The organism is Paraburkholderia bryophila (assembly GCF_003269035.1).
GTDB classification, from domain to species: domain Bacteria; phylum Pseudomonadota; class Gammaproteobacteria; order Burkholderiales; family Burkholderiaceae; genus Paraburkholderia; species Paraburkholderia bryophila.
In genome coordinates this window covers 419,656-441,211 of record NZ_QLTK01000001.1, presented here as the reverse complement: position 1 = coordinate 441,211, position 21,556 = coordinate 419,656, and the positions used below count along the sequence as shown (strand labels likewise).

Below are 21,556 nucleotides of genomic sequence, written 5' to 3'. Positions count from 1 at the left end.
CCATGTGGAGCTACATCCTCAAACGCCTGCTGCTGATGATCCCGACCCTGCTCGGCGTGCTGACGCTGACCTTCGTGGTGATCCAGTTCGTCCCCGGCGGTCCGGTCGAGCAGATGCAGCACGAGTTGCGCAAGGGCGCGGAAAACGGCGCGCCGTTCGGTCTGCGCGCGCATAGCGGCGTCGACGCGCAGCAGATCGCGCAACTCAAGGCGCTGTACGGTTTCGACAAGCCGCCGCTCGAACGCTATGGCCTGATGCTCAAGCGCTTCTCGACCTTCGACCTCGGCCAGAGCTATTTTCGCCATCAAAGCGTGTGGTCGCTGATCGTGTCGAAGCTGCCGGTGTCGATCAGCATCGGCTTGTGGACCTTCTTCCTGACGTACCTGATATCGGTGCCGCTGGGCATCGCGAAGGCGGTGCGCAACGGCTCGCGTTTCGACCTCGCGACGAGTCTGGTGGTGCTGATCGGCTACGCGATTCCCGGCTTCGTGCTGGGTGTGCTGCTGCTCGTGCTGTTCGGCGGCGGCACCTTCCTGCAACTGTTTCCGCTGCGCAACCTCACCTCGGACAACTGGGCGCAGTTGAGCATGGGCGGCAAGATCGTGGATTATCTGTGGCACATCACCTTGCCGATCACGGCCTCGGTGGTGGGCAGCTTCGCGGTCGTCACCATGCTCACCAAGAACGCCTTCCTCGACGAGATCCGCAAGCAATACGTGCTGACCGCGCGCGCCAAAGGGCTGTCCGAGCGGCGCGTACTGTGGAAGCACGTGTTTCGAAACGCCTTGCTGCCGTTGATCGTGGGGTTCCCGGCGGCGTTTATCGGCGCGTTCTTTACCGGCAGCCTGCTGATCGAAACGCTTTTCTCGCTCGACGGCCTCGGCCTGCTGTCGTACGAATCGGTGGTGCGGCGCGACTATCCGGTCGTGCTCGGCACGCTGTATCTGTTCACGCTGATCGGTCTTGCGACCAAGCTGATTTCCGACCTTTGCTATGTGTGGGTCGATCCCCGCATCCAATTCGAACAACTGGAGCGTTGATGAATCGAGCCCGCCTTTCCACCGATGCGGCGGCGCGCACCGAACCGGCTCGCGCGTTCGTCTCGCCTTCGCCCGCGCGCCGGGTCTGGCAGCGGTTTCGCCGGCAGCGGCTGGGTTACTGGAGTCTGATCGTGTTCGTCGTCGCGTTCGCGGCGAGCCTGGTCGGTCCGCTGTGGTCGAACGACAAGCCGCTGGTGGTGCGTTACGACGGCCAGCTGTATTTCCCGCTGTTCAAGACCTACGCCGAGACCACCTTCGGCGGCGATTTTCCGACGCCTGCGGACTATCTCGATCCGTACGTCATGCAACGTCTCGATGCGCCGGGCAACTTCGCGGTGTATCCGCCGAACCGCTATTACTACGACACGCTGAATTACTTCTCGACGGCGCCGAACCCGGCGCCGCCGTCGCGCGATAACTGGCTCGGCACCGACGACCGCGGCCGCGACCTGTTCGCGCGGCTGCTGTACGGCTTTCGTGTGTCGGTGGAGTTCGGCCTGGTGCTGACGCTGATCGGCACGGTGCTCGGCATCGCGGCGGGCGCGGTGCAGGGGTTCTTCGGCGGGCGCATCGATATCGTCGGGCAGCGGCTGATCGAAATCTGGAGCGCGATGCCCGAGCTTTATCTGCTGATCATCTTCTCGTCGATTTTCGAGCCGGGGTTCATCCTGCTGATCGTGCTGCTGTCGCTGTTCGGCTGGATCGGTCTGTCCGATTACGTGCGCGCGGAATTTCTGCGCAATCGCCAGCAGGATTACGTGCGGGCGGGGCGGGCCATGGGGCTGTCGAGCTGGCAGATCATGTGGCGGCACGTGTTGCCCAACAGTCTGACGCCGGTGATCACGTTCCTGCCGTTCCGGATGAGCGGGGCGATTCTCGCGTTGACGAGCCTCGACTTTCTCGGCCTCGGCGTGCCGTCGCCCACGCCGAGCCTCGGCGAACTGCTGGCGCAAGGCAAGGCGAATCTCGACGCGTGGTGGATCTCGTTGTCCACCTTCGGCGTGCTGGTCGCGATGCTGTTGCTGCTGACCTTCATGGGCGACGCGCTGCGTAATGCGCTCGACACCCGGATCGCCGATGCGATGCGCGCCGGAGGCAATCAATGAGCGCCACGCCAACCACGCCAAACGGTGCGCAAGCGCCCACGCCGCCGCTGCTGGAGCTCGAGCATCTGCACGTCACCTTCGGCGACACGGTCGCGGTGAACGACGTCACGCTCGCGATCGCGCGCGGCGAACGGGTCGCGCTGGTCGGCGAATCGGGCTCGGGCAAGAGCGTGACCGCGCTGTCGATCCTGCGTCTGCTGAACGACGCGCAGGTGAGCGGGGCGATCCGTTTCGACGGCGAGGATCTGCTCGCCAGAAGCGAACGCGAGATGCGCGGTCTGCGCGGCTCGGACATCGCGATGATCTTTCAGGAGCCGATGACGGCGCTCAATCCGCTCTACACGGTCGGCGACCAGATTGCGGAAACCATCGTCGTGCATGACGGCGTGACGGCCAACGAGGCGCGCAAGCGCGCCGTCGCGCTGCTGGGCCGCACGGGAATCGCGGAGCCGGGCAAGCGCGTGAACAGCTATCCGCATCAGCTGTCGGGCGGCCAGCGGCAGCGCGCGATGATCGCGATGGCGCTGGCGTGCCGCCCGCGTCTGTTGCTCGCCGACGAACCGACCACCGCGCTCGACGTGACGATCCGCGCGCAGATCGTCGAACTGCTGCTGGAGTTGCAGCGCGACGAAGCGGAAAAGCGCGGCATGGCCGTGTTGCTGATCACGCACGACCTGAACCTGGTGCGTCATTTCGCGCAGCGCATTGCGGTGATGGAGAAGGGCGTGCTGGTGGAGAGCGGGCCGGTCGACCAGGTGTTCGCGTCGCCGCAGCATCCTTATACGCAGCGGCTGCTCGCAAGCCGGCCCGAGCGCACGGTGGTGCCGGTGCTGCCGATCTCGCCGGTGCTGCTCGAAGCGCGCGATGTTTCAGTCGACTTCAAAACGAAGCTGCCGGGTTTCGGCGGCTGGTTCCGCGCGGGACGGTTTCGCGCGGTCGCGCAGGCCACCGTGTCGGTGCGCCAGGGCGAGACCCTGGGGATCGTCGGCGAATCCGGCTCGGGCAAATCGACGCTGGCGATGGCGCTGCTCGGTCTGCAACGCACCGTGCACGGCGAGATCGAGTTCCAGGGCAGGGCGCTCGGCAGTTATCGCGGCGCGGAGCAGACGACGTTGCGCTCGAACATGCAGGTGGTGTTTCAGGACCCGTTCAGTTCGCTGTCGCCGCGCCAGACGATCGAACGGATCGTCGGCGAGGGGCTCGCGCTGCACCGCCCGACCATGACGCCCGAGGCGCGGCGCGACAAGGTGGTCGCCGTGCTGCGCGAAGTCGGCCTCGACCGCACGGTGCTGTACCGCTATCCGCACGAGTTCTCGGGCGGACAGCGGCAACGCATCGCGATCGCCCGGGCGCTGGTGCTCGAACCGCGCATTCTGATCCTCGACGAACCGACCAGCGCGCTCGATGTCTCGATCCAGCAGCAGGTGCTGAAACTGCTCGCCGGGTTGCAACAGAAGTACAACCTCGGCTTCGTTTTCATCAGTCATGATCTGGCCGTGATCGGGGCCATGGCGCACCGTGTCGCGGTGATGCAAAACGGTTCGATCGTCGAAAGCGGCGACGTTGAGCAGATTTTTGCGACGCCGTCGCACCCGTACACGCGAAAGCTGCTGAAAGCAGCACTGGATCATTGATTTTTCACCCTTTCACCAATTGGGTGCGTGTCTCGATTGTATTTTTCTATTTGTTTTGACACGTGAATACTTACTGGCTAGTATCGACCAAAATTTTTTCCGTAGACCACTGATTTTTAGGCAAAAAATACCGACCAATGCAGCACAGAAACCTTACCCAGGCTTGCACGCGCGTCGTCGCCGGGATGTTCATTGGCGTCTTGATGGCAGCAGCTCCCGGCGCGTTCGCCGACGAAGTCACCAGTTTCAATCCGAATGCCTCACTTTCGACCCCCAGCGGGTCGAATTCTTTGTCCTCCCCGAGTTCCCAGGCCAGCACGCCGGATAGCGACGGCGGCGCCAAATCGTTCCTGTCCGGCATGGCCGGCAAAGCGGGCGACGTGGTGGTCGGCGCACTGAACATGATCGGTGTGCGCTATCGCTGGGGCGGCAATACGCCGGATTCGGGGCTCGATTGCAGCGGCTTCGTCCGCTACGTGTTCCAGGACACCCTCGGTATGGCGCTGCCGCGCCGTGCCGAAGAAATGAGCCGCGTCGGCGAGAAGGTGCGCGTCAGCGACCTCAAGCCGGGCGATCTGGTGTTCTTCAATACGATGCGCCGTTCTTTCTCGCACGTCGGCATCTATATCGGCGACAACAAGTTCGTGCATTCGCCTTCCACGGGCAGCACGATCCGTGTCGACGACATGGATAGCGGCTACTGGGAAAAGCGCTACACCGGTGCACGCCGGATCGAAACGTCTTACCAGGACGGCGAGGATCTGCGTAAGCGCGTGAACGCGGCGATTGGTGGAAACAACTGATTTCGCTTTGAATTGATTGGGTGGTTGGGGTCTCGTAAAAAAAGCCTGCTTCGAATGAAGCAGGCTTTTTGCGTTTGGGCGGCGGGTTTGGGCCGCGTTTGGAGCTGGCCGGGCGCTGGTTTGGAAGAGGGCGGCCCGGACGCGCGATGGCGCCGCCCAAACCACCCAGCCAATCGCGGCGCGTGCCCGCCGCGTTACCCGATCGCCTGCCCAGTGGAGCGGGCCGCGGCCAGCTTGCGTTGCAACTCCGGCATCATTTTCGCCACCGCTTCCTCGCCCGCCAGAATCGCCGCGTTGCGCTGCGAGAAATCGCTGCCGCTCATGGCGGCCAGATTCGGCCGGATCACGATGTCGGCGTACTTGTCGAGTTCGTAAGCCTTGATCGACTGACCCATGATCGTGAAGGTCTGCATCAGCACGTCGAACGAACTGGAGGTCTGGCCGCTTTCCGGGCGCTGCGAGATATCCACGGCGATCACGAAGTCCGCGCCCATCTTGCGCGCGAACGACGCTGGCACCGGGCTCACCAGGCCGCCGTCCACGTATTCATGGCCGCCGATTTTGACCGGCTCGAAGATCGACGGCACGCTGCACGACGCGCGCACCGCAATGCCCGTGTTGCCGCGCTGGAACAGGATCGGCTGGCCGCTGTTGAGGTCGGTGGCGACCACGCCGAGCGGCTTGACCATCTTCTCGATCGGGCGGTTGTTCAGCGTGGTGTTCAGGTAGTTCTGCAGTGCGATGCCTTGCAGGAAGCCGCGCGTGCGAAACGGCATGGCCCAGTCGCTGATCGACGCTTCGTCCATGGTCAGCGCCAGCTTGTTGAGCGCGAAGCCGTTCATGCCCGACGCGTACAGCGCGCCAACCACCGAGCCCGCGCTCGTGCCCGCGACCAGGTCGACCTGGATGTTGCGCGCCTCGAGCGCCTTGATCACGCCGATGTGCGCGAAGCCGCGCGCGGCACCGCCGCCCAGCGCGAGCGCGACGCGCACCGGGCGCTGCGGCTTGTCGAGCGGCGGCGTGGACGGGGTCGGTGTAGCGGTGATCGGCGAGCCCTCGAGCTTGCTGCCGGTCGTGGTGCAGGCGGCCAGCACGGCGGAAGCGGCGGCCAGTGAGAAATTGCGGCGGGCGAGACAGGGCGGGGTGGATTTCAACGGGTTCTCCAGCAACGGCACGGGCGACGCGAACAGCGTGGCCTCGAGCCGCAATCAGACGGGGTGAGTCGAACGGACAGGGTCGCCGGTGGCGATTCCATGCGCTGTGGTTCGATCACGAGTCGCAGCGCGCGCACATCATAAATCAAAGCGCCGGGGGCGCGGCGGCGCGGTAATGAAACGTTGCAGCGAGACCCTTCGGGTGATGGCGGCGTCGCGTCATTGGCCATTCGGACGAGGGCAGGCAACGCGATGAGCAAAGGTATAATTCGGCTCTCGTATTTATTTCCTTCGTGTCCATGCGCGCGGTCTGTTCGCCGTATGGGCGCGCTCCGCTGCCGCGCTTCACGGGTTTGGCCCGTCAAGGCGCCGGCGCCTGTCTTCCGAGTAACCGCTAATGACCACCTCCGTTCGTACCCGTTTCGCACCGAGTCCCACCGGCTTCATCCACCTCGGCAACATTCGCTCCGCGCTCTATCCGTGGGCGTTCGCGCGCAAGATGAAAGGGACCTTCGTGCTGCGGATCGAGGACACCGACGTCGAGCGTTCCAGCACCGAGGCGGTCGACGCCATCCTCGACGGCATGCAGTGGCTCGGCCTCGATGTCGACGAAGGCCCGTTCTACCAGATGCAGAACATGGACCGTTATCGCGAAGTGCTGCAGCAGATGCGCGAAGCCGGCCTTGTCTACCCGTGCTACATGTCCACGGAAGAACTCGACGCGCTGCGCGAGCGTCAGCGTGAAGCGGGCGAAAAGCCGCGCTACGACGGCACTTGGCGCCCGGAGCCGGGCAAGGTGCTGCCGCAGCCGCCGGCCGGCGTGCAGCCGGTGCTGCGCTTCCGCAATCCGTTGAGCGGCGTGGTCGCCTGGGACGACGCGGTGAAGGGGCATATCGAGATCTCGAACGAGGAGCTGGACGACCTGGTCGTTGCGCGCCCGGACGGCACGCCGATCTACAACTTCTGCGTGGTGGTCGACGATCTCGACATGCGCATCACGCACGTGATTCGCGGCGACGATCACGTCAACAACACGCCGCGGCAGATCAACATTCTGCGTGCGCTCGGCGGCGAACCGCCGGTGTACGCGCACTTGCCGACCGTGCTGAACGAGCAGGGCGAGAAGATGAGCAAGCGCCATGGCGCGATGAGCGTGATGGCCTATCGCGAGGCGGGTTTCCTGCCGGAAGCCGTGGTCAATTACCTGGCGCGTCTGGGCTGGTCGCATGGCGACGCGGAAATTTTCTCGCGCGAGCAGTTCGTCGAATGGTTCGATCTGGAGCATCTGGGCAAGTCGCCGGCGCAGTACGACCACAACAAGCTGAGCTGGCTGAATGCGCACTACATCAAGGAAGCGGACAACGCGCGGCTCGCGGAGCTGGCGAAGCCTTTCCTTGCCGAGCAGGGTATCGAGGAAGTCGCGCTGGCGCAGGGCGCGGATCTGACGTCGGTGGTGGGCTTGCTGAAGGACCGTGCATCGACGGTGAAGGAAATTGCGGAGAATGCGGCGATGTTCTATCGCGCGCCGGCGCCCGAGGCCGAGGCCTTGGCTCAACACGTGACCGACGTGGTGCGTCCGGCGCTGGCCGATCTGGCGGTTGGCCTGAAGACCGCCGAATGGACCAAAGAAGCGATCGCTGCCACGCTGAAGGCCACGCTCGGCGCCCACAAGCTGAAGATGCCGCAGCTGGCCATGCCGGTGCGTCTGCTGGTGGCGGGCACCACGCATACGCCGTCGATCGACAGCGTGTTGATGCTGTTTGGCCGCGATGTCGTCGTCGGCCGTATCGAAAAAGCGCTGGGATAAGCGCGTTCGCGCGGACCTTGAGAGGGTTTGCATGCGACTTGTGAAAAAAGTCGCATGCAATTGCTCAAAGGGTCTTTACAAAGCGCAAATTGGCCTCTAGAATCTCGTTTCTGTTCTGCAAGGGGGGTATAGCTCAGCTGGGAGAGCGCTTGCATGGCATGCAAGAGGTCAGCGGTTCGATCCCGCTTACCTCCACCATCAGAGCAGAGTGAAGTTGTTCCGAAGTATGGAACTTGTAGCAAAAAAAACTTCACAAACGGTTGTTAAGTAGTTAGAATAGCGGTCTTCGTAGTTGACGAAACGAAATAACTGAGAAGTTAGCGTAAGTTGGCAGCGAGTTAAAGACAGATCTGAAAAGATTATGTCCCCTTCGTCTAGAGGCCTAGGACATCACCCTTTCACGGTGAGTACAGGGGTTCGAATCCCCTAGGGGACGCCAAACATCAGCGTCGCTTTAGTGTTCGAAGTAATTCGAGTGGCAGTAAAGCAGCGCAGCTTGCAGAGAAAAAACCAACGCTCGCAAGCCAAGATGGGCAAACTGGAGTGGTAGTTCAGTTGGTTAGAATACCGGCCTGTCACGCCGGGGGTCGCGGGTTCGAGTCCCGTCCACTCCGCCAGACAAAGCCCGTTCATACGAACCTGAACGGGCTTTTTCATTAAAGGTGTAAGCAGTACGTTGTCCCCTTCGTCTAGAGGCCTAGGACATCACCCTTTCACGGTGAGTACAGGGGTTCGAATCCCCTAGGGGACGCCAAGACATCGGCGTCGTTCGGTCAGCAGTTGAACGGTGTAGTCGGCGAGTGAGCTTGGTTTCATTCGCTGCGGTGCGAAAATCTGGAGCGGTAGTTCAGTTGGTTAGAATACCGGCCTGTCACGCCGGGGGTCGCGGGTTCGAGTCCCGTCCGCTCCGCCAGATTTGAGAAAGCCCACTTCGAAAGAAGTGGGCTTTTTTTATTCCCGCGCGGGATCCGCGTCATTGTTGCGCGCATTTATTTCCACGATCCACGCCGCCTGGGTATGCTCGGGACAAACAGCCATTGCCAGCACGCGCAGCCTGTTTTACCGTTGACCCGACTCATCTTTGCCGCCCCACCATGTCCGATCCATCCGAAGCTCCGTCGCCGTTTCATCTGCGCAATGCCAGCATGGACGATTTCGAGTTCGCCGAGGCGCTGACTCGCGCCAATATGGGCGGCTATTACCGGCGGCATCATCTGGTGTGGCGGGCTGATCTGTTCCTCGGTAGCTGGCGCGAGTCGGAGAATTTTATTCTCGAGATGGATGGCCAACCGATCGGCGTGTTGCGCATCACGCAGGAAGGCGATTCGCTGCACATCCGCGACGTGCAGATTGCGGAAGGGCATCGGAGGCTGGGAGCGGGCACGTATCTGCTGGATATCTCGCATCAATGGGCGCGCGAGCGTGGTTTGCGCGAGTTGCAGTTGCGCGTGTTCGTCGACAATCCCGCCGCGCGGTTGTATCAGCGCAAGGGCTATAAGCTGAGCGGGCCGCGTCTGGCGCAACTTGGCGCGATCCGGCATCTGGCGCTGCGAGTTTGAGGACGAGGGGCGGCTGAGGATTTGCTTCGCACCACGTCGTGCGCTATAGCACTGCGCGTCTAATCCGTCTCCCGATCTTCGTGATCCCCCGTTGCGGCGCGATGCTCCGATCCACGTTCGATGAACGCGCGCGGACTTTCACCGAAGGCGCGCCGGAACATCGCCGAAAACGCGCTCTGGCTCTGATAGCCCAATTCCAGCGCGACATGCGAAAGCGGCCGTCCCTGACTCAATAGCGGAATCGCGCGCGCGAGAATCGCCTGCTGACGCCATTGCGAAAAACTCACCCCGAGTTCCTGTCGAAACAGCCGGGCGATCGTACGGCTACTCGCGCCGACGCTGCTGGCCCATTGTTCGAGCGACTCGCCGTGTGTCGGATCCGCGAGCACCGCCTCGCACAACGCACGCAGACGTTTTTCGTTAGGCATTGGTACGGAAAGCGGCAGCGGCTCGGAACGCGTCAGTTCATCGAGTGCCAGCGCGCCGAGCAGTTGCTCGCGTACAGCCGGAATGTCCGGCGTATCGAGCGCGGCAATCACTTCGCGCAGCAGATCGGAGACTTCGACGACGCGCGGCGTATCGAGTCCGGCGGGCACGGTGTTTTCGGCGATATAGAGTGTGCGCAAAAACGCATCTTCGACGGCGAACACTTCGTGCTCCACATGCGGCGGCACCCAGATTGCACGGGAGGGCGGCACCATCCACGTCGTGCCGCTCGTCGCGACCCGCAGCACACCGCGCGATGCATAGGCCACCTGGGCCCACGCGTGCGTATGACGCGCAATGCGCCAGCCGGCGGGCATCGGCCGAGAGCGTACGCGGATCGGGTGCGTCTCGTTCGGCCGGAACGCCGGTGGAATGTCGGCGAAGTGGACGAAGCTCGCTGGAGCGAAGTCGACGGACGAAGTCATGGTGAGAGCTCGATCGGGAGAATCGAGCGCTGAAGAGTAGGGGCAACAACCGTACCCTACAGGCGGCGTGTGTAGCAAGCGGCCCGACCCCAGCGCCGCCGCCAGGGCATTGGTCGCGTCAGCGTCATTGCCGCCGCTGGCCGCAGCCCTTCACCGGTCGCTGTCACGCGTACCCGTCACGCCCAACCGTCACGCCCAACCGTCACGCGCAACCGCCGCCCGCACATCGCCGCCCGCACATCGCCCGCCCGCACATCGCCCGCTACGGCACGCCCGCGTTCGACACCTTGCCGGGACCTCAAAGTTGCATAATGTCCCGATTGCCCGTCCTTCGAGGAGAAAACTCCATGACCTTTGCTACCGCGGACCTCTGCGACGCGCACGAGGACCAGCTGACGCGCGGCGCCTTGCGCGTGCTCGAGCCGGTTTTTCATCTGTTTAGCCGCAGCGAGAGTTTCAGCGGCGAAGCGGTGACGCTCAAAGTCTTCGAAGACAATGCACTCGTGCGCGCCACGCTCGAGGAGCCGGGTGCGGGCCGGGTGCTGGTGGTCGACGGCGGCGGCAGTCTGCGAGGTGCGCTGGTCGGCGGTAACCTCGCGCAGATCGCGCAGCGCAACGGTTGGGCGGGCATCGTGGTGAACGGCTGCGTGCGCGACGCGCTGGAGTTGAACGAAGCCGACGTCGGTGTGATAGCGCTCACCACCCATCCGCGACGTTGCCAGAAGCTCGGCGGCGGCCAACGCGACGTGCCGGTGCAGTTGCCCGGCGCGCTCGTGCATCCCGGTGAATGGATCTACGCGGACATCGACGGCGTGCTGGTTTCAGACGTCGAACTCCAGTGAATCGCGGCTGAACCCCACATCGAACCACGCCTCAAACAGGATCCACCCGACCACCCATTCAAGGAGAGCAAACGACGATGCAAACCGTCTTTGTATACGGCACGTTGCGCGCCGGAGAAGTGAACGACATCCGCGACGCCGCGGTTCGCAATGAGATCGCCTTGCCGACTCTGCTCGGCACGGCCACGGTGCGTGGCCATCTGTTCGACTTCGGCTCGTATCCGGGGCTGGTGGTCGACGAAGCCGGCGTCGACGTGATCGGCGACGTCTACGAAATCGAAGACGAACTGGTCGCGGTACTCGACGAGATCGAAGCGGTATACCCGGGCGTCGAAGATCGTTTCCTCGCGCGCGAGGTGATGGTGAAGGTGGACGGCAACGTCGTGAATTGCCGTTTCTATCCGGTCGCGCCGAGTGCGGTGAAGGGCTTGCCGGAGATCAGATCGGGCGATTGGGTCGAGTACCGCGGCACGCGCTGAGCGGACCGTTGCGCGCAGGTAGCGCGCAAGGCACCGCAGCGCAACGCGCAAACCAGTAACCGGGCCAAAAAAACGGCCCGGCAAGCTCACGCCTGTCGGGCCGTCCGGTCGGTCAGTCTTGCGACGCAAGCCGCTGTCACATCGCGCGTCATGCGGAAGTGCACGAATGCACGACTGGCGCGAAACTAAAGCAGGCTTGCTACTGCGTCGTTCGTTGCGGATGCATCTAATGCCCGCGTCAGATTTCCTCGTACAGCGGCAGCGTCAGAAAGTCGGTGAACTGCTCCGACGTCGACATTTCTTCGAAGATTTGCGCGGCGCGCTCATACGGCTTCGTATCGCCGCCCACGGCCTGCTTCACGTTATCGAGCTCCTGCGCCGACAAGTCGCGCACCAGTTCCGCCGTCACCTTGCGGCCGTCCTCGAGCTTGCCCTTCGGCGAGCGAATCCACTGCCACACCTGCGAGCGCGAAATCTCCGCCGTCGCCGCATCTTCCATCAGGTTGTGAATCGGCACGCAGCCATTGCCCGCGAGCCACGCGCCCAGGTAGTGAATCCCGACGTTGATGTTGTTGCGCAGACCGGCTTCGGTGATCGGTGCTTCCGGACGGAAGTCCGTCAGGTCGGTCGCCGTGACCAGCACGTCGTCGCGTTGCTTGCCGATCTGGTTCGGCTGGTCGCCGAGCACCTTGACGAACTCTTCCATCGCGATCGGCACCAGCCCCGGATGCGCGACCCAGCCGCCGTCGTAACCGTCGCCGGCATCGCGCGCCTTGTCGGAGCGCACGCCGCCCATCGCCTTGTCGTTCGCGGCCGGATCGTTCTTGATCGGGATCAGCGCGCTCATGCCGCCGATCGCCGGCGCATTGCGACGATGGCAGGTCTTCAGCAGCAGCAACGCGTAAGCACGCATGAACGGCGCGGTCATCGTGATCTGCGAACGGTCGGCGAGACAGAAATCGCGGTCGGCCTTGAACTTCTTGATCGCCGAGAAGATGTAGTCCCAGCGGCCGGCGTTCAGCCCCGAGCTATGCTCGCGCAGTTCGTACAGAATCTCGTCCATCTCGAACGCGGCGACGATCGTTTCGATCAGCACGGTCGCGCGAATCGTGCCGCGCGGCACGCCGACGGCTTCCTGCGCGGCGAGGAAAATATCGTTCCACAGACGCGCTTCCAGATGGCTTTCCATCTTCGGCAGATAGAAGTAGGGGCCCGAGCCGCGTGCGACCAGTTCCTTCGCGTTGTGCACCATGAACAGCGCGAAGTCGAAGATCCCGCCCGACACGCGCTTGCCGTCCACCGTGACGTGCTTCTCGTCGAGGTGCCAGCCGCGCGGCCGCACGATCAGCGTGGCGACCTTGTCGTTCAGCGTGTACGATTTGCCGTTCTGTTCCAGCGAAATCGTGCGGCGCACCGCGTCCTTCAGATTGATATGGCCGGTGATCTGATTGTCCCAGCTCGGCGCATTCGAATCCTCGAAGTCGGTCATGTACGAATCCGCGCCCGAATTCAGCGCGTTGATGATCATCTTGCGCTCGACCGGACCGGTGATTTCCACGCGGCGGCATTGCAGATCCTGCGGCAGCGGCGCGATTTTCCAGTCGCCGTCGCGAACGTGTTCCGTTTCAGCGAGAAAATCGGGACGCTCGCCGGCGTCGAGACGCTTCGTGCGTTCCGCGCGAGCCTGCAACAACTGCTGACGGCGCGGCTCGAACGTGCGATGCAGCGCGGCGACGAGTTCGAGGCCTTCGCGCGTGAGAATCGCTTCGTAGCCCGGCTTGATCTCAGCCGTGATGGCCATGCCCTGCGGCAGCGTGAGTGAAGACTGCGACGATGACAGCGGATTCGCCATGGTTTCTCCTTGGTCGGTCAGATTGCAAAGATGCAAATGTTGAGTTGCGATTGAGGTGCGTCGCGGGGTCCGGTAAAAGCCGTCATGCGCCAGGGCTGTGGCGCGTGCGGCCGCTGCCGGGGCCGCTGCTGCGGCCGGGCGACGCGAGGGTTTGCAGGAAAGCGAGCAGATCGTGCATGCCTCCGCCCGTCCCATGCGGCATGACGCCCAGTTCTTCGACGGGTGCGTTTTGCCGGTTGAGCCAGAAAGTGGTGAATCCGAACCATGCCGCGCCGGCCACGTCCCAGCCGTTCGACGACACGAACACGAGCTCGCGCGGCTCGGCGCCGAACGCTTGCGTGCCGAGCGTATAAGCAGCGGGCGAGGGTTTGTAGGCGCGCACGGCGTCGACGGATAAGACGTGATCGAACAGGCCCGTCATGCCGGCGCTCTTCACGGCGATGTCGAGCATTTGCGGGTTGCCGTTCGAGAGGATCGCGAGACGCAGGGGAGAGCGCGCTTGCGCAGCGGCTTCGGCTTCTGCCGTGGTCGATGTGGTCGACGCGAGCGTGGCGGACGACGCCGCCTCGCGCAGCAGGCGCAGCGCCGGCACGGCATCGGGGAAGGCGGAGAGGCACGCGTATTCGTCCATCAGACGTTTTTCGGCCGCGCGGCTCAGCGTGAGCTGACGTTTTTTCGCGGCGAAACGCAGCGCGTCGAGCGTGATGTCCCAGAACGGCCGATAGTGCGCGCCGGGCGCACCAGCCGGATCGGCGAGCGTGCGCAGTTGCGTGTATTCGATCTGTTTTTGCCGCCATAACTGCGAGAGCGCATCGCCATGGCCGGGAAACATCTGCTCCGCGGCAGCGACCACCGAATGCACGTCGAACAGCGTGCCGTACGCGTCGAAAATCACCGCTTTAGGGAAAAGTGTCGTTGTGGCCGACATTGCCGTGCACTCCTATCAGAGGTCAGGACGGATTGTATTAGTGATGCTCAGTGCTAAAAAAGAGGCTAAAGATCACTTGATCTTTTACTTTCATACACCTAATCTGACGCGCACCGACCACTTCCCCGCGTCGCCGCGGCCTCGCGCCTATGGACCGTTTCAAGCAGATCGAGACTTTCGTCACCGTTGCGGCCAAGGGCAGCCTGTCCGCCGCGGCGCTCGCCGAGGGCGTTGCGCCGGCCATCATCGGTCGCCGGATCGATGCGCTCGAAGAGCGCCTGGGCGTCAAGTTGCTGGTGCGTACCACACGCAAGATCACGCTGACCTTCGAAGGCTCGGCCTTTCTCGAGGACTGTCAGCGCGTCATTCACGACATGCAGAATGCCGAGGCCAGCGTGTCGGCGGGCGGCGTCAAGGCGAGCGGCCATTTGCGGCTGTCGGCGCCGGCCGGTTTCGGGCGCCGCCACGTCGCGCCGCTGGTGCCGGCGTTCACCGTCGCGCATCCGGACGTCTCGATCACGCTCGATCTGTCCGACCGGCTGGTCGATCTGGTCAACGAAGGTTTCGACTGCGCGGTACGGCTCGGCGAGTTGCCCGATTCGTCGCTGGTGTCGCTCAAGCTCGGCGAGAACCGCCGCGTGTGCGTGGCCTCGCCGTCGTATCTGAGCCGGCGCGGCGCGCCGCACACGCTGGCCGATCTCGCGCATCACAATTGCCTCGCGCTCGGCGCAAGCGCCAATCAGCAGCGCGGCTGGGTGTTCCAGCAGGCCGACAAGGTCGTCTCGATCAAGGTGTCCGGCACGATGGAGTGCTCGGACGGCGCGGTGCTGCACGAGTGGTGCCTGGAGGGCTACGGCCTCGCGTGGCGCTCGTGGTGGGAAGTCGGCACGGACATCGCCGCCGGGCGCCTGGTCAGCGTGCTCGACGAATTCGCCGCGCCGCCGATCGGCATTCACGCGGTGTTTCCGCAGCGCCGCCATTTGCCGCTGCGGGTCCGGCTGTTTCTCGACTTTCTCAAGCATACGTACGGCCATCCCGGGTATTGGGGCTGAACGCGGCGCCGGCTGCGCGCGCGCCCGCGCGCGTAGTGGCGGTTGCAAAGCCGCCCGCAGCGGGTTTCCGATATGCGGACAGACCCTCGCCGGATCCATACCCTCGATTCCACGTTCTACAATCGATTCAGGCGGCCTGCCGGCCGCGCCTCGTGGACGCTGACGCCGTGCTGCGCTGAGCCGGCGACGGAGGGCATCATGTTCAGGCACATTCTGGTTCCAACCGATGGTTCCGACCTGTCGCGCAAGGCGATCGACGGCGCGATCGATCTCGCGCAGGCCGTCGGCGCGCAAGTCACCGCTTACGCGTGTCTGCCGCAATATCCGTACTCGCCGTTCTCCGACGTGGTGGTCGAACCGCCCTCCGAATTCCTGCAGCGCAGCGAACGCGAGGCGCGGGTGCATCTGCGCGAGGTCGAACTGGCCGGCCGGCGGGTCGGCGTCGCGGTAGTAAGCCGCACCAGCGTGCATCCCGCGCCGTATCTCGGCATCATCGAAGCGGCCGAGCACGGCGGTTGCGACGTGATCTTCATGGCTTCGCATGGGCGGCGCGGTCTGGGCAGTTTGCTGATCGGCAGCGAAACGCAGCGGGTGCTCACGCATACGAAGATTCCGGTGATCGTGTATCGCTAGACAAGCGCTCCGCCGGGCGGGGCGCCGAAAAAAAACGCGCCGGCGATCAGGCCGGCGCGTCCACTGTCCGCCGTGCAATGGATTGCACTGGCTTTATTTCCGCCGCTGCGAGCATCTTCTCTCCCAGATTCCTCGGCCCCGGGGCTGACACGGCGAACCGCGGCGCCCCGATGACGCGCTCCTCCCTGTGACGGCGGCGCTCTGGCGGCGCCGTTTCCCGTCTGTCTGCCTCGTCTGCTACACGTTTTCGCGATCGGACCGCGAGGTGCGTGCGCGGTGTTGCGTGCGCGTGTTGCGCGCTTACGCGACCTTCTTGTCGAAGAACTGTTCGTCTTCCGTCGAGCCGTGCAGCGCGGTCGTCGAGGCTTCGCGTTCGACCGTTTGCGTCACGGCGTCGAAGTAGCCGGTACCGACTTCGCGCTGATGCTTCACGGCGGTGAAACCCTTGTCGGCGGCAGCGAATTCGGCCTGCTGCATTTCGACGAACGCCGTCATCTGATTGCGGGCGTAACCGTGCGCGAGGTTGAACATCGAATAGTTCAGCGCGTGGAAGCCGGCCAGCGTGATGAACTGGAACTTGTAGCCCATTGCGCCGAGCTCGCGCTGGAATTTGGCGATGGTCGCGTCGTCCAGGTTCTTCTTCCAGTTGAACGACGGCGAGCAGTTGTACGACAGCAACTGATCCGGGAATTCCTTGTGGATCGCGTCGGCGAATTTCTTCGCGAACTCGAGGTCCGGCTTGCCGGTTTCGCACCAGATCATGTCGGCGTACGGTGCGTAGGCGAGACCGCGCGAGATCGCCTGTTCGAGACCCGGCCTGGTGCGGTAGAAACCTTCCACCGTGCGCTCGCCGGTCAGGAACGGCTTGTCGTTGTCGTCGATATCCGACGTCACGAGATCGGCCGCTTCCGCGTCGGTGCGCGCCAGCAGCACGGTCGGCGTACCGGAGACGTCGGCCGCCAGACGCGCGGCGGTCAGCTTGGCGATGTTTTCACGCGTCGGCACCAGTACCTTGCCGCCCATGTGGCCGCACTTCTTCACCGAAGCCAGCTGATCTTCGAAGTGCACGCCCGACGCGCCGGCTTCGATCATCGCCTTCATCAGTTCGAACGCATTCAGCACGCCGCCAAAACCGGCCTCAGCGTCGGCGACGATCGGTGCGAAGTAGTCGATATAGCCTTCGTCGCCCGGATTCTTGCCTTCCGACCACTGGATCTGGTCGGCGCGCGTCAGCGTGTTGTTGATGCGCTTCACGACCAGCGGCACCGAGTTCGCCGGATACAGCGACTGGTCCGGGTACATTTCGCCGGCCACGTTCGCGTCGCCCGCCACTTGCCAGCCCGACAGATAGATCGCCTTCAGGCCGGCCTTGACCTGTTGCATGGCCTGGTTGCCGGTCAGCGCGCCGAGCGAGTTGACGAACGGCTCGGTGTTGACGCTTTCCCACAGCTTTTGCGCGCCGCGCTTGGCCAGGGTGTGCTCGACCTGCACCGAGCCACGCAGACGGATCACGTCTTCCGCCGAGTAGGTCCGCTTGACGCCTTTCCAGCGCGGATCGGTGTCCCATTGCTGTTGGAGTTGCTTGGCTTGTTCTTCGCGCGTCGTCATGGTGTGCTCCTTGTTTGCCTGTAATAGGTAAGGTGACTCTGTCTTCGTCGAAGCGTCTGGCCGGTTTGGCGTTTCGTTTCGTGAAGTCTTGTATAAGAGTCTAGGCAAATCGGTGCTGGCGCAATAGACAGGCGTGAGGGTTTTCTTTGTATTTATTTGTGTTTTAAATCAATTACTTGCGATCAACGTTTCGCATTAAGAAACGTTTTTTCCCATCTTGGTATGGGGTATCTTGTGCCGTGCAGCACGATTTTTTACGACGCAAAAAAATTTTCCACATCGTGAAATTCTGGCGTCGACCAAATCGCGGACGAAAAAAAACCGGCGCCTAAGCACCGGTTTCTCCCGACTGACGAGCGGCGCGGAGGCCGTTCGGGTCTTTTTTCAAGCTGACTTGCTGGTATTGCTTGTGTCCGACAAGCGCGCTGTTGCTCTGAAGCAGTGTGACGCGCCGTGCCGATGCACGAGCGAAACCTTAGCTGCCGCGACGCGCCGTACGCGGGCCGTCGCTGCGGCGTGCGCCGTAGCCGCCGTCGCGCGAGCCGCCGTAGCCTTCACGCGAACCGCTGCCGAAGCCGCCTTCACGCGAACCACCTTCGCGCGAACCGCCACCGAAGCCACCGTCACGCGAACCGCCGCCAGCCGACTTGCCGGCCCAGCCGCCACGCGAACCGCCGCCGTTACCGGCCGGCTTGCCTGCGCCGCTGCCGCTACCGAAGCGACGGCCAGCGCCACCACCATTGCCACCGCCCGGACGGCCGCGGCCGCCGAAGCCAGGACGGCCGCCACCCGACGGAGCCGACTTGCGCGGTTCGAAGCCGACAACGACGTTGACCGGCAGCGGGGTGCGCACGAAGCGCTCGATGCGCTTCAGCGCACCTTGTTCAGCGTGATGCACGAGGCTCACGGCGATGCCCGAGCGGCCAGCACGGCCGGTACGGCCGATACGGTGCACGTAGTCTTCGGCGAACTTCGGCAGGTCGTAGTTGAACACGTGCGTGATGCCCGGAATGTCGATACCGCGGGCGGCGACGTCCGTGGCGACCAGCACGCGAACGCGACGCTCGCGGAGTGCCTTGATCGTGCGGTTACGCGCGCCTTGCGGCAAATCGCCGTGCAACGCGGCCGATTCGAAACCGGCGTCGGCCAGACGGCCTGCCAGCTGGTCGGCGTCCATCTTGGTCGCCGTGAACACGATAGCCTGGTCGAGGCCTTCGTCGCGCAGCAGATGGTCGAGCAGGCGATCCTTGTGATCGCGGTCGTCCACGTAGTGAACGGTTTGTGCGATGTTGGTGCGTTGTTCGAGGCGTTGGACGATCTCGATACGCTCCGGATCCTTCAGCAGGCGGCCCGTCAGCGAACCGATCTTGCCGTCGAGCGTAGCCGAGAACAGCATGGTTTGACGCGTGGCCGGCGTGGCCGCGACGATCGTTTCGATGTCTTCGATGAAACCCATGTCGAGCATGCGGTCGGCTTCGTCGAGCACGAGGATCTGCAGTTGCGACAGATCGATACGGCCGCGTTCCAGGTGGTCGATCAGACGGCCCGGCGTGGCAACCAGGATTTCCGGGTTCTTTGCCAGCAGCATCAGTTGCTGGCCGTAAGCGACGCCGCCCAGAATGCTGACGGTGCGCAGGCGCTTCAGATGCTTGCCGTACGTGGCGGCGGCAGTGGTGACCTGCATCGCGAGTTCGCGGGTCGGCGTCAGGACCAGCATGGTCGGACGGGCAACCGGTTGCGGACGACGCGTGTTGCGGGCGCCGTCGGCCGGACGCGGCTCACGCGGCTGGCTGGCTTGCGCCTTTTGCAGTTGCGAGAAACGTTCGATAGCGGGCAGCATGAACGCGGCGGTCTTGCCCGAACCGGTCGGGCTCGAGACCAGCAGATCGCGGCCGGCGATACCGGCGGGGATCGCGCGTTGCTGAACCGGCGTGGGGTTCTGGTAACCAGCGGCGGTCAGCGCGGAGACGACATCCGCGGAGAGACCGAGCGACGCGAACGTCGGGCCGGTCGGCGCCACGGCTTCAGCGGCGACGGCTTCCGGAGCGGCAGCAACGGCTGCGGCTTGGGCGGGTGCGTCGGCGAGACCGAGGGCTTGATCGGCGATGGCGTTCAACGGGCTGGAGGTGTTGCTCGAAGTCATGAGAATCCTTGGTACACAGGGAATTAAAACGTCGGCGCCAATCGGCATACCCAAGTCGTCGGATTCAGCGAGCAAAGAAGCAGCGAGCAAATCGAAAAACGGGGGCAGCTCGCGACAATGAAGGCGAGCTTTTCGTTAGAAGCTGTATCGGATGCGACATGCCAACACGGCGTGCCGCCAGCCTGGGACATGATCGCCCGTAGGGGGCTAGGCAGGAGGGGACAGGTTCTAAACTGGATTGGAGCTAAACGCTACGAGGCGCTGCGCCGCAAAGGCCGCTGGAGGAAAGCCGGGCAGAGCAGTGAAGCGCAGGCAGCATTCTATAGGGTTTTGTTGCACCGCGCCACTGCTAAGAAACTTCTTAGTGGAAGAAATTGCTTTTTCTGGCTGCGCGGGGCGCGCTAAGTGGCGCGGGGCGGGGCGCCTGGTGTTTGGCCGTGGCGCGCGGATCGGGCAGGCGGCGCGGACGGGGAAGCGGGAGGGCACGCTAGTTGGCGGGCGGACGGGCGGGCGGGTGGTTCGGCGACGGCCGAGCGGTCCGGCCGCGAGGCGGCTACCCGAACAGTCGGCCAGACGGTTCGCTCGCTCGACGGCTTGATCCCCAGGCGGCAAACGCCCCCGATCCGCTGCGCTACCGCTGTCAGGCCGCCGTGCCGTTCTTCAACGATTCGACGAGTTCCGCATATTGCTGTTTGGCGGCGTCCTGGGTGGTGCCTTTCAGCGCGCCCCACGCGTCGTACTTGTACTTGCCGACGATGTCGGTGAAGCCCGGCTTGTCGCCGTGAACATCGCCTTCGGTCGCCTGTTTGAAGAGCGCGTACAGGCGCAGCAGGGTGAGGTTACCCGGACGCTCCGTCAGTTGTTTGACGTCTTCCTGGGCCTGTGCGAATTGGGTGGTGATGTCGGTCATGTTCGTTTTGCCCGGTAGGCGGGATTGGGTTGCGGTGGCCGACGATCATAACAATTGCCCGCCGTCGACGGCCCGAGGGCTTATTCCAAACGCCGGCCGTCGGCTTGCGGGCTAACCCGAACCAGATTGGCGCGCGCCGCGCCGATGACGCCGATTACAATACGGTCCATGACTCAAACTGTGCTCCTCGCTCTCGATACCTCGACCGAATTCTGTTCGGTAGCGCTTTTGTCCGTTGCTGGCGTCGCCGCCGGGCAAACGCACGCCGAACCGCGCCTCTGGGTCCGCCACGAGCAGACCGGCGCAGTCTCCAGCACGCGCCTGCTTCCCGCCATTCGCGAACTGTTCGCCGAAGCCGGCCTGACGCTCGCGGACTGCGACGCGATCGCATTCGGCTCCGGCCCCGGCTCGTTCACCGGACTGCGGACGGCAACCGGCGTCGCGCAAGGTCTCGCGTTCGGCCTGAATCTGCCGGTCGTGCCGGTCGGCACGCTGCTGGCTTGCGCGGAAAGCGCGCGCTTGCGCGATCTGTCGGCCACGCGCGTGCTGGCGGCGCTCGACGCACGCATGGACGAAATCTATTGGGCCGACTTCGAGTGGGATGAGGCGCAGGGCGACTGGCGCACGCTGCAAGCGGCGTCGCTCGACGCGCCGGAGCGGCTCGTGTTGCCGGAGGTTCCGTTCACGTTGGCCGGCAACGCCGCCGCCGCGTTCGGCGCGCGGCTGCCAGCGGTCGCCGCGGCGCGCACGGTCGACGGCGACGCGCTGCCGCATGCGGTGCCGCTTGCACACGCCGCGCTGCGCGCGTTGCGCGCCGGCCGTACTGTGCCGGCCGACCAGGCCGCGCCGGAGTACGTGCGCGACAAGGTCGCGCAAACCACGGCGGAGCGGATGGCCGACAAGGCTGAAAAAGCTGCGCAAGCCGAGCAAGCCGCATCAGCCGCGCAAGGTGCACAAGCCACACAAGCCACACAAGCCACACAAGCCACACAAGCCACACAAGCCACACAAGCCACACAAGCCACACAAGCCACACAAGCCACACAAGCGACTCCGGCCACTCCGGCCATCCACGATTCGCACGCCCAGCCAACC

At 63.9% G+C, this 21,556-nt stretch carries 17 protein-coding genes, 5 tRNA genes and 1 pseudogene; 16 read left to right on the top strand and 7 right to left on the bottom strand.

Annotated elements, in window-relative coordinates; all coding sequences use genetic code 11:
- Nucleotides 1–2 precede the first annotated feature (2 nt).
- From BX591_RS01950 to BX591_RS01935, 4 genes are all read left to right on the top strand, one after another.
- Nucleotides 3–1,040 carry a microcin C ABC transporter permease YejB gene (locus tag BX591_RS01950; protein WP_111929046.1) on the top strand — a complete coding sequence of 346 codons (1,038 nt, stop codon included), beginning with the start codon at nt 3–5 and terminating at the stop codon, nt 1,038–1,040.
- A complete protein-coding gene (locus BX591_RS01945) occupies nt 1,040–2,146 on the top strand; it encodes an ABC transporter permease (protein ID WP_111929045.1) in 1,107 nt (368 codons plus the stop codon). Before BX591_RS01950 ends, BX591_RS01945 begins: the two co-directional genes overlap by 1 nt.
- Complete coding sequence (locus tag BX591_RS01940) at nt 2,143–3,780, top strand: ABC transporter ATP-binding protein (RefSeq protein ID WP_111929044.1); 1,638 nt, start codon at nt 2,143–2,145, stop codon at nt 3,778–3,780. Before BX591_RS01945 ends, BX591_RS01940 begins: the two co-directional genes overlap by 4 nt.
- A 137-nt stretch (nt 3,781–3,917) precedes the next feature.
- Nucleotides 3,918–4,583, top strand: a complete 666-nt coding sequence (locus tag BX591_RS01935; RefSeq protein WP_111929043.1) for a C40 family peptidase — start codon at nt 3,918–3,920, stop codon at nt 4,581–4,583.
- Between the two features lie 194 nt (nt 4,584–4,777).
- On the opposite strand, the gene BX591_RS01930 is transcribed toward BX591_RS01935, so the two are convergent.
- Nucleotides 4,778–5,737, bottom strand: coding sequence for a patatin-like phospholipase family protein (locus BX591_RS01930; protein ID WP_111929350.1), 960 nt, complete (start codon nt 5,735–5,737; stop codon nt 4,778–4,780).
- A 397-nt stretch (nt 5,738–6,134) separates the two neighbouring features.
- On the opposite strand from BX591_RS01930, the gene gltX reads away from it, so the two are divergent.
- The 7 genes from gltX to BX591_RS01895 all read left to right on the top strand — a co-directional run bounded on the left by gltX (nt 6,135) and on the right by BX591_RS01895 (nt 9,103).
- Nucleotides 6,135–7,544: a glutamate--tRNA ligase gene (gltX, locus tag BX591_RS01925; protein ID WP_111929042.1), complete on the top strand. Its 1,410-nt coding sequence runs from the start codon at nt 6,135–6,137 to the stop codon at nt 7,542–7,544.
- A 122-nt stretch (nt 7,545–7,666) separates the two neighbouring features.
- A tRNA-Ala gene (locus BX591_RS01920) sits at nt 7,667–7,742 on the top strand.
- Nucleotides 7,743–7,907: 165 nt separating this feature from the next.
- Nucleotides 7,908–7,983, top strand: a tRNA-Glu gene (locus BX591_RS01915).
- Nucleotides 7,984–8,084: 101 nt separating this feature from the next.
- Nucleotides 8,085–8,161, top strand: a tRNA-Asp gene (locus tag BX591_RS01910).
- A gap of 61 nt (nt 8,162–8,222) precedes the next feature.
- Nucleotides 8,223–8,298: transfer RNA gene (locus BX591_RS01905), tRNA-Glu, on the top strand.
- Between the two features lie 82 nt (nt 8,299–8,380).
- A tRNA-Asp gene (locus BX591_RS01900) sits at nt 8,381–8,457 on the top strand.
- Between the two features lie 181 nt (nt 8,458–8,638).
- On the top strand, nt 8,639–9,103 hold the full coding sequence (locus BX591_RS01895; protein WP_111929041.1) for a GNAT family N-acetyltransferase: 465 nt from the start codon (nt 8,639–8,641) through the stop codon (nt 9,101–9,103).
- 59 nt (nt 9,104–9,162) lie between these two features.
- On the opposite strand, the gene BX591_RS01890 is transcribed toward BX591_RS01895, so the two are convergent.
- Nucleotides 9,163–10,014, bottom strand: coding sequence for an AraC family transcriptional regulator (locus tag BX591_RS01890; protein WP_111929040.1), 852 nt, complete (start codon nt 10,012–10,014; stop codon nt 9,163–9,165).
- 347 nt (nt 10,015–10,361) lie between these two features.
- Here BX591_RS01890 and rraA point away from each other — a divergent pair, with 347 nt between their 5' ends.
- A complete protein-coding gene (gene rraA / locus BX591_RS01885) occupies nt 10,362–10,856 on the top strand; it encodes a ribonuclease E activity regulator RraA (protein ID WP_111929039.1) in 495 nt (164 codons plus the stop codon).
- A gap of 77 nt (nt 10,857–10,933) precedes the next feature.
- Nucleotides 10,934–11,335 (top strand): gamma-glutamylcyclotransferase family protein, encoded by a 402-nt coding sequence (locus tag BX591_RS01880; protein ID WP_111929038.1) that lies wholly within the window; start codon nt 10,934–10,936, stop codon nt 11,333–11,335.
- A gap of 238 nt (nt 11,336–11,573) precedes the next feature.
- Here BX591_RS01880 and aceB read toward each other — a convergent pair whose 3' ends face one another.
- Nucleotides 11,574–13,187, bottom strand: coding sequence for a malate synthase A (aceB, locus tag BX591_RS01875; RefSeq protein ID WP_111929037.1), 1,614 nt, complete (start codon nt 13,185–13,187; stop codon nt 11,574–11,576).
- A gap of 82 nt (nt 13,188–13,269) precedes the next feature.
- Complete coding sequence (locus tag BX591_RS01870) at nt 13,270–14,115, bottom strand: (S)-2-haloacid dehalogenase (RefSeq protein ID WP_111929036.1); 846 nt, start codon at nt 14,113–14,115, stop codon at nt 13,270–13,272.
- A 149-nt stretch (nt 14,116–14,264) separates the two neighbouring features.
- On the opposite strand from BX591_RS01870, the gene BX591_RS01865 reads away from it, so the two are divergent.
- Nucleotides 14,265–15,167 (top strand): LysR family transcriptional regulator, encoded by a 903-nt coding sequence (locus BX591_RS01865; protein WP_111929035.1) that lies wholly within the window; start codon nt 14,265–14,267, stop codon nt 15,165–15,167.
- Nucleotides 15,168–15,365: 198 nt separating this feature from the next.
- On the top strand, nt 15,366–15,800 hold the full coding sequence (locus BX591_RS01860; RefSeq protein ID WP_111929034.1) for a universal stress protein: 435 nt from the start codon (nt 15,366–15,368) through the stop codon (nt 15,798–15,800).
- Nucleotides 15,801–16,100: 300 nt separating this feature from the next.
- Here the strand turns inward: BX591_RS01860 and aceA are convergent, their stop codons facing one another.
- The 3 genes from aceA to BX591_RS01845 form a co-directional block, all read right to left on the bottom strand.
- A complete protein-coding gene (gene aceA, locus BX591_RS01855; RefSeq protein ID WP_111929033.1) occupies nt 16,101–17,408 on the bottom strand; it encodes an isocitrate lyase in 1,308 nt (435 codons plus the stop codon).
- A 475-nt stretch (nt 17,409–17,883) separates the two neighbouring features.
- Nucleotides 17,884–19,551, bottom strand: coding sequence for a DEAD/DEAH box helicase (locus BX591_RS01850; protein ID WP_111929032.1), 1,668 nt, complete (start codon nt 19,549–19,551; stop codon nt 17,884–17,886).
- 640 nt (nt 19,552–20,191) lie between these two features.
- Nucleotides 20,192–20,461: an acyl-CoA-binding protein gene (locus BX591_RS01845; RefSeq protein ID WP_035549067.1), complete on the bottom strand. Its 270-nt coding sequence runs from the start codon at nt 20,459–20,461 to the stop codon at nt 20,192–20,194.
- Nucleotides 20,462–20,629: 168 nt separating this feature from the next.
- Between BX591_RS01845 and tsaB the strand changes: the two are divergent.
- Nucleotides 20,630–21,436, top strand: a pseudogene (tsaB, locus tag BX591_RS01840) (tRNA (adenosine(37)-N6)-threonylcarbamoyltransferase complex dimerization subunit type 1 TsaB); the annotation flags it as partial.
- Between the last annotated feature and the right edge of the window lie 120 nt (nt 21,437–21,556).

What these genes read in the sequence shown, in the direction of transcription:
- BX591_RS01950 (WP_111929046.1), top strand. Translation starts at nt 3, where the DNA reads ATGTGGAGCTACATCCTCAAACGCCTGCTGCTGATGATCCCGACCCTG.
- BX591_RS01945 (WP_111929045.1), top strand. Translation starts at nt 1,040, where the DNA reads ATGAATCGAGCCCGCCTTTCCACCGATGCGGCGGCGCGCACCGAACCG.
- BX591_RS01940 (WP_111929044.1), top strand. Translation starts at nt 2,143, where the DNA reads ATGAGCGCCACGCCAACCACGCCAAACGGTGCGCAAGCGCCCACGCCG.
- BX591_RS01935 (WP_111929043.1), top strand. Translation starts at nt 3,918, where the DNA reads ATGCAGCACAGAAACCTTACCCAGGCTTGCACGCGCGTCGTCGCCGGG.
- gltX (WP_111929042.1), top strand. Translation starts at nt 6,135, where the DNA reads ATGACCACCTCCGTTCGTACCCGTTTCGCACCGAGTCCCACCGGCTTC.
- BX591_RS01895 (WP_111929041.1), top strand. Translation starts at nt 8,639, where the DNA reads ATGTCCGATCCATCCGAAGCTCCGTCGCCGTTTCATCTGCGCAATGCC.
- BX591_RS01890 (WP_111929040.1), bottom strand. Translation starts at nt 10,014, where the DNA reads ATGACTTCGTCCGTCGACTTCGCTCCAGCGAGCTTCGTCCACTTCGCC.
- rraA (WP_111929039.1), top strand. Translation starts at nt 10,362, where the DNA reads ATGACCTTTGCTACCGCGGACCTCTGCGACGCGCACGAGGACCAGCTG.
- BX591_RS01880 (WP_111929038.1), top strand. Translation starts at nt 10,934, where the DNA reads ATGCAAACCGTCTTTGTATACGGCACGTTGCGCGCCGGAGAAGTGAAC.
- aceB (WP_111929037.1), bottom strand. Translation starts at nt 13,187, where the DNA reads ATGGCGAATCCGCTGTCATCGTCGCAGTCTTCACTCACGCTGCCGCAG.
- BX591_RS01870 (WP_111929036.1), bottom strand. Translation starts at nt 14,115, where the DNA reads ATGTCGGCCACAACGACACTTTTCCCTAAAGCGGTGATTTTCGACGCG.
- BX591_RS01865 (WP_111929035.1), top strand. Translation starts at nt 14,265, where the DNA reads ATGGACCGTTTCAAGCAGATCGAGACTTTCGTCACCGTTGCGGCCAAG.
- BX591_RS01860 (WP_111929034.1), top strand. Translation starts at nt 15,366, where the DNA reads ATGTTCAGGCACATTCTGGTTCCAACCGATGGTTCCGACCTGTCGCGC.
- aceA (WP_111929033.1), bottom strand. Translation starts at nt 17,408, where the DNA reads ATGACGACGCGCGAAGAACAAGCCAAGCAACTCCAACAGCAATGGGAC.
- BX591_RS01850 (WP_111929032.1), bottom strand. Translation starts at nt 19,551, where the DNA reads ATGACTTCGAGCAACACCTCCAGCCCGTTGAACGCCATCGCCGATCAA.
- BX591_RS01845 (WP_035549067.1), bottom strand. Translation starts at nt 20,461, where the DNA reads ATGACCGACATCACCACCCAATTCGCACAGGCCCAGGAAGACGTCAAA.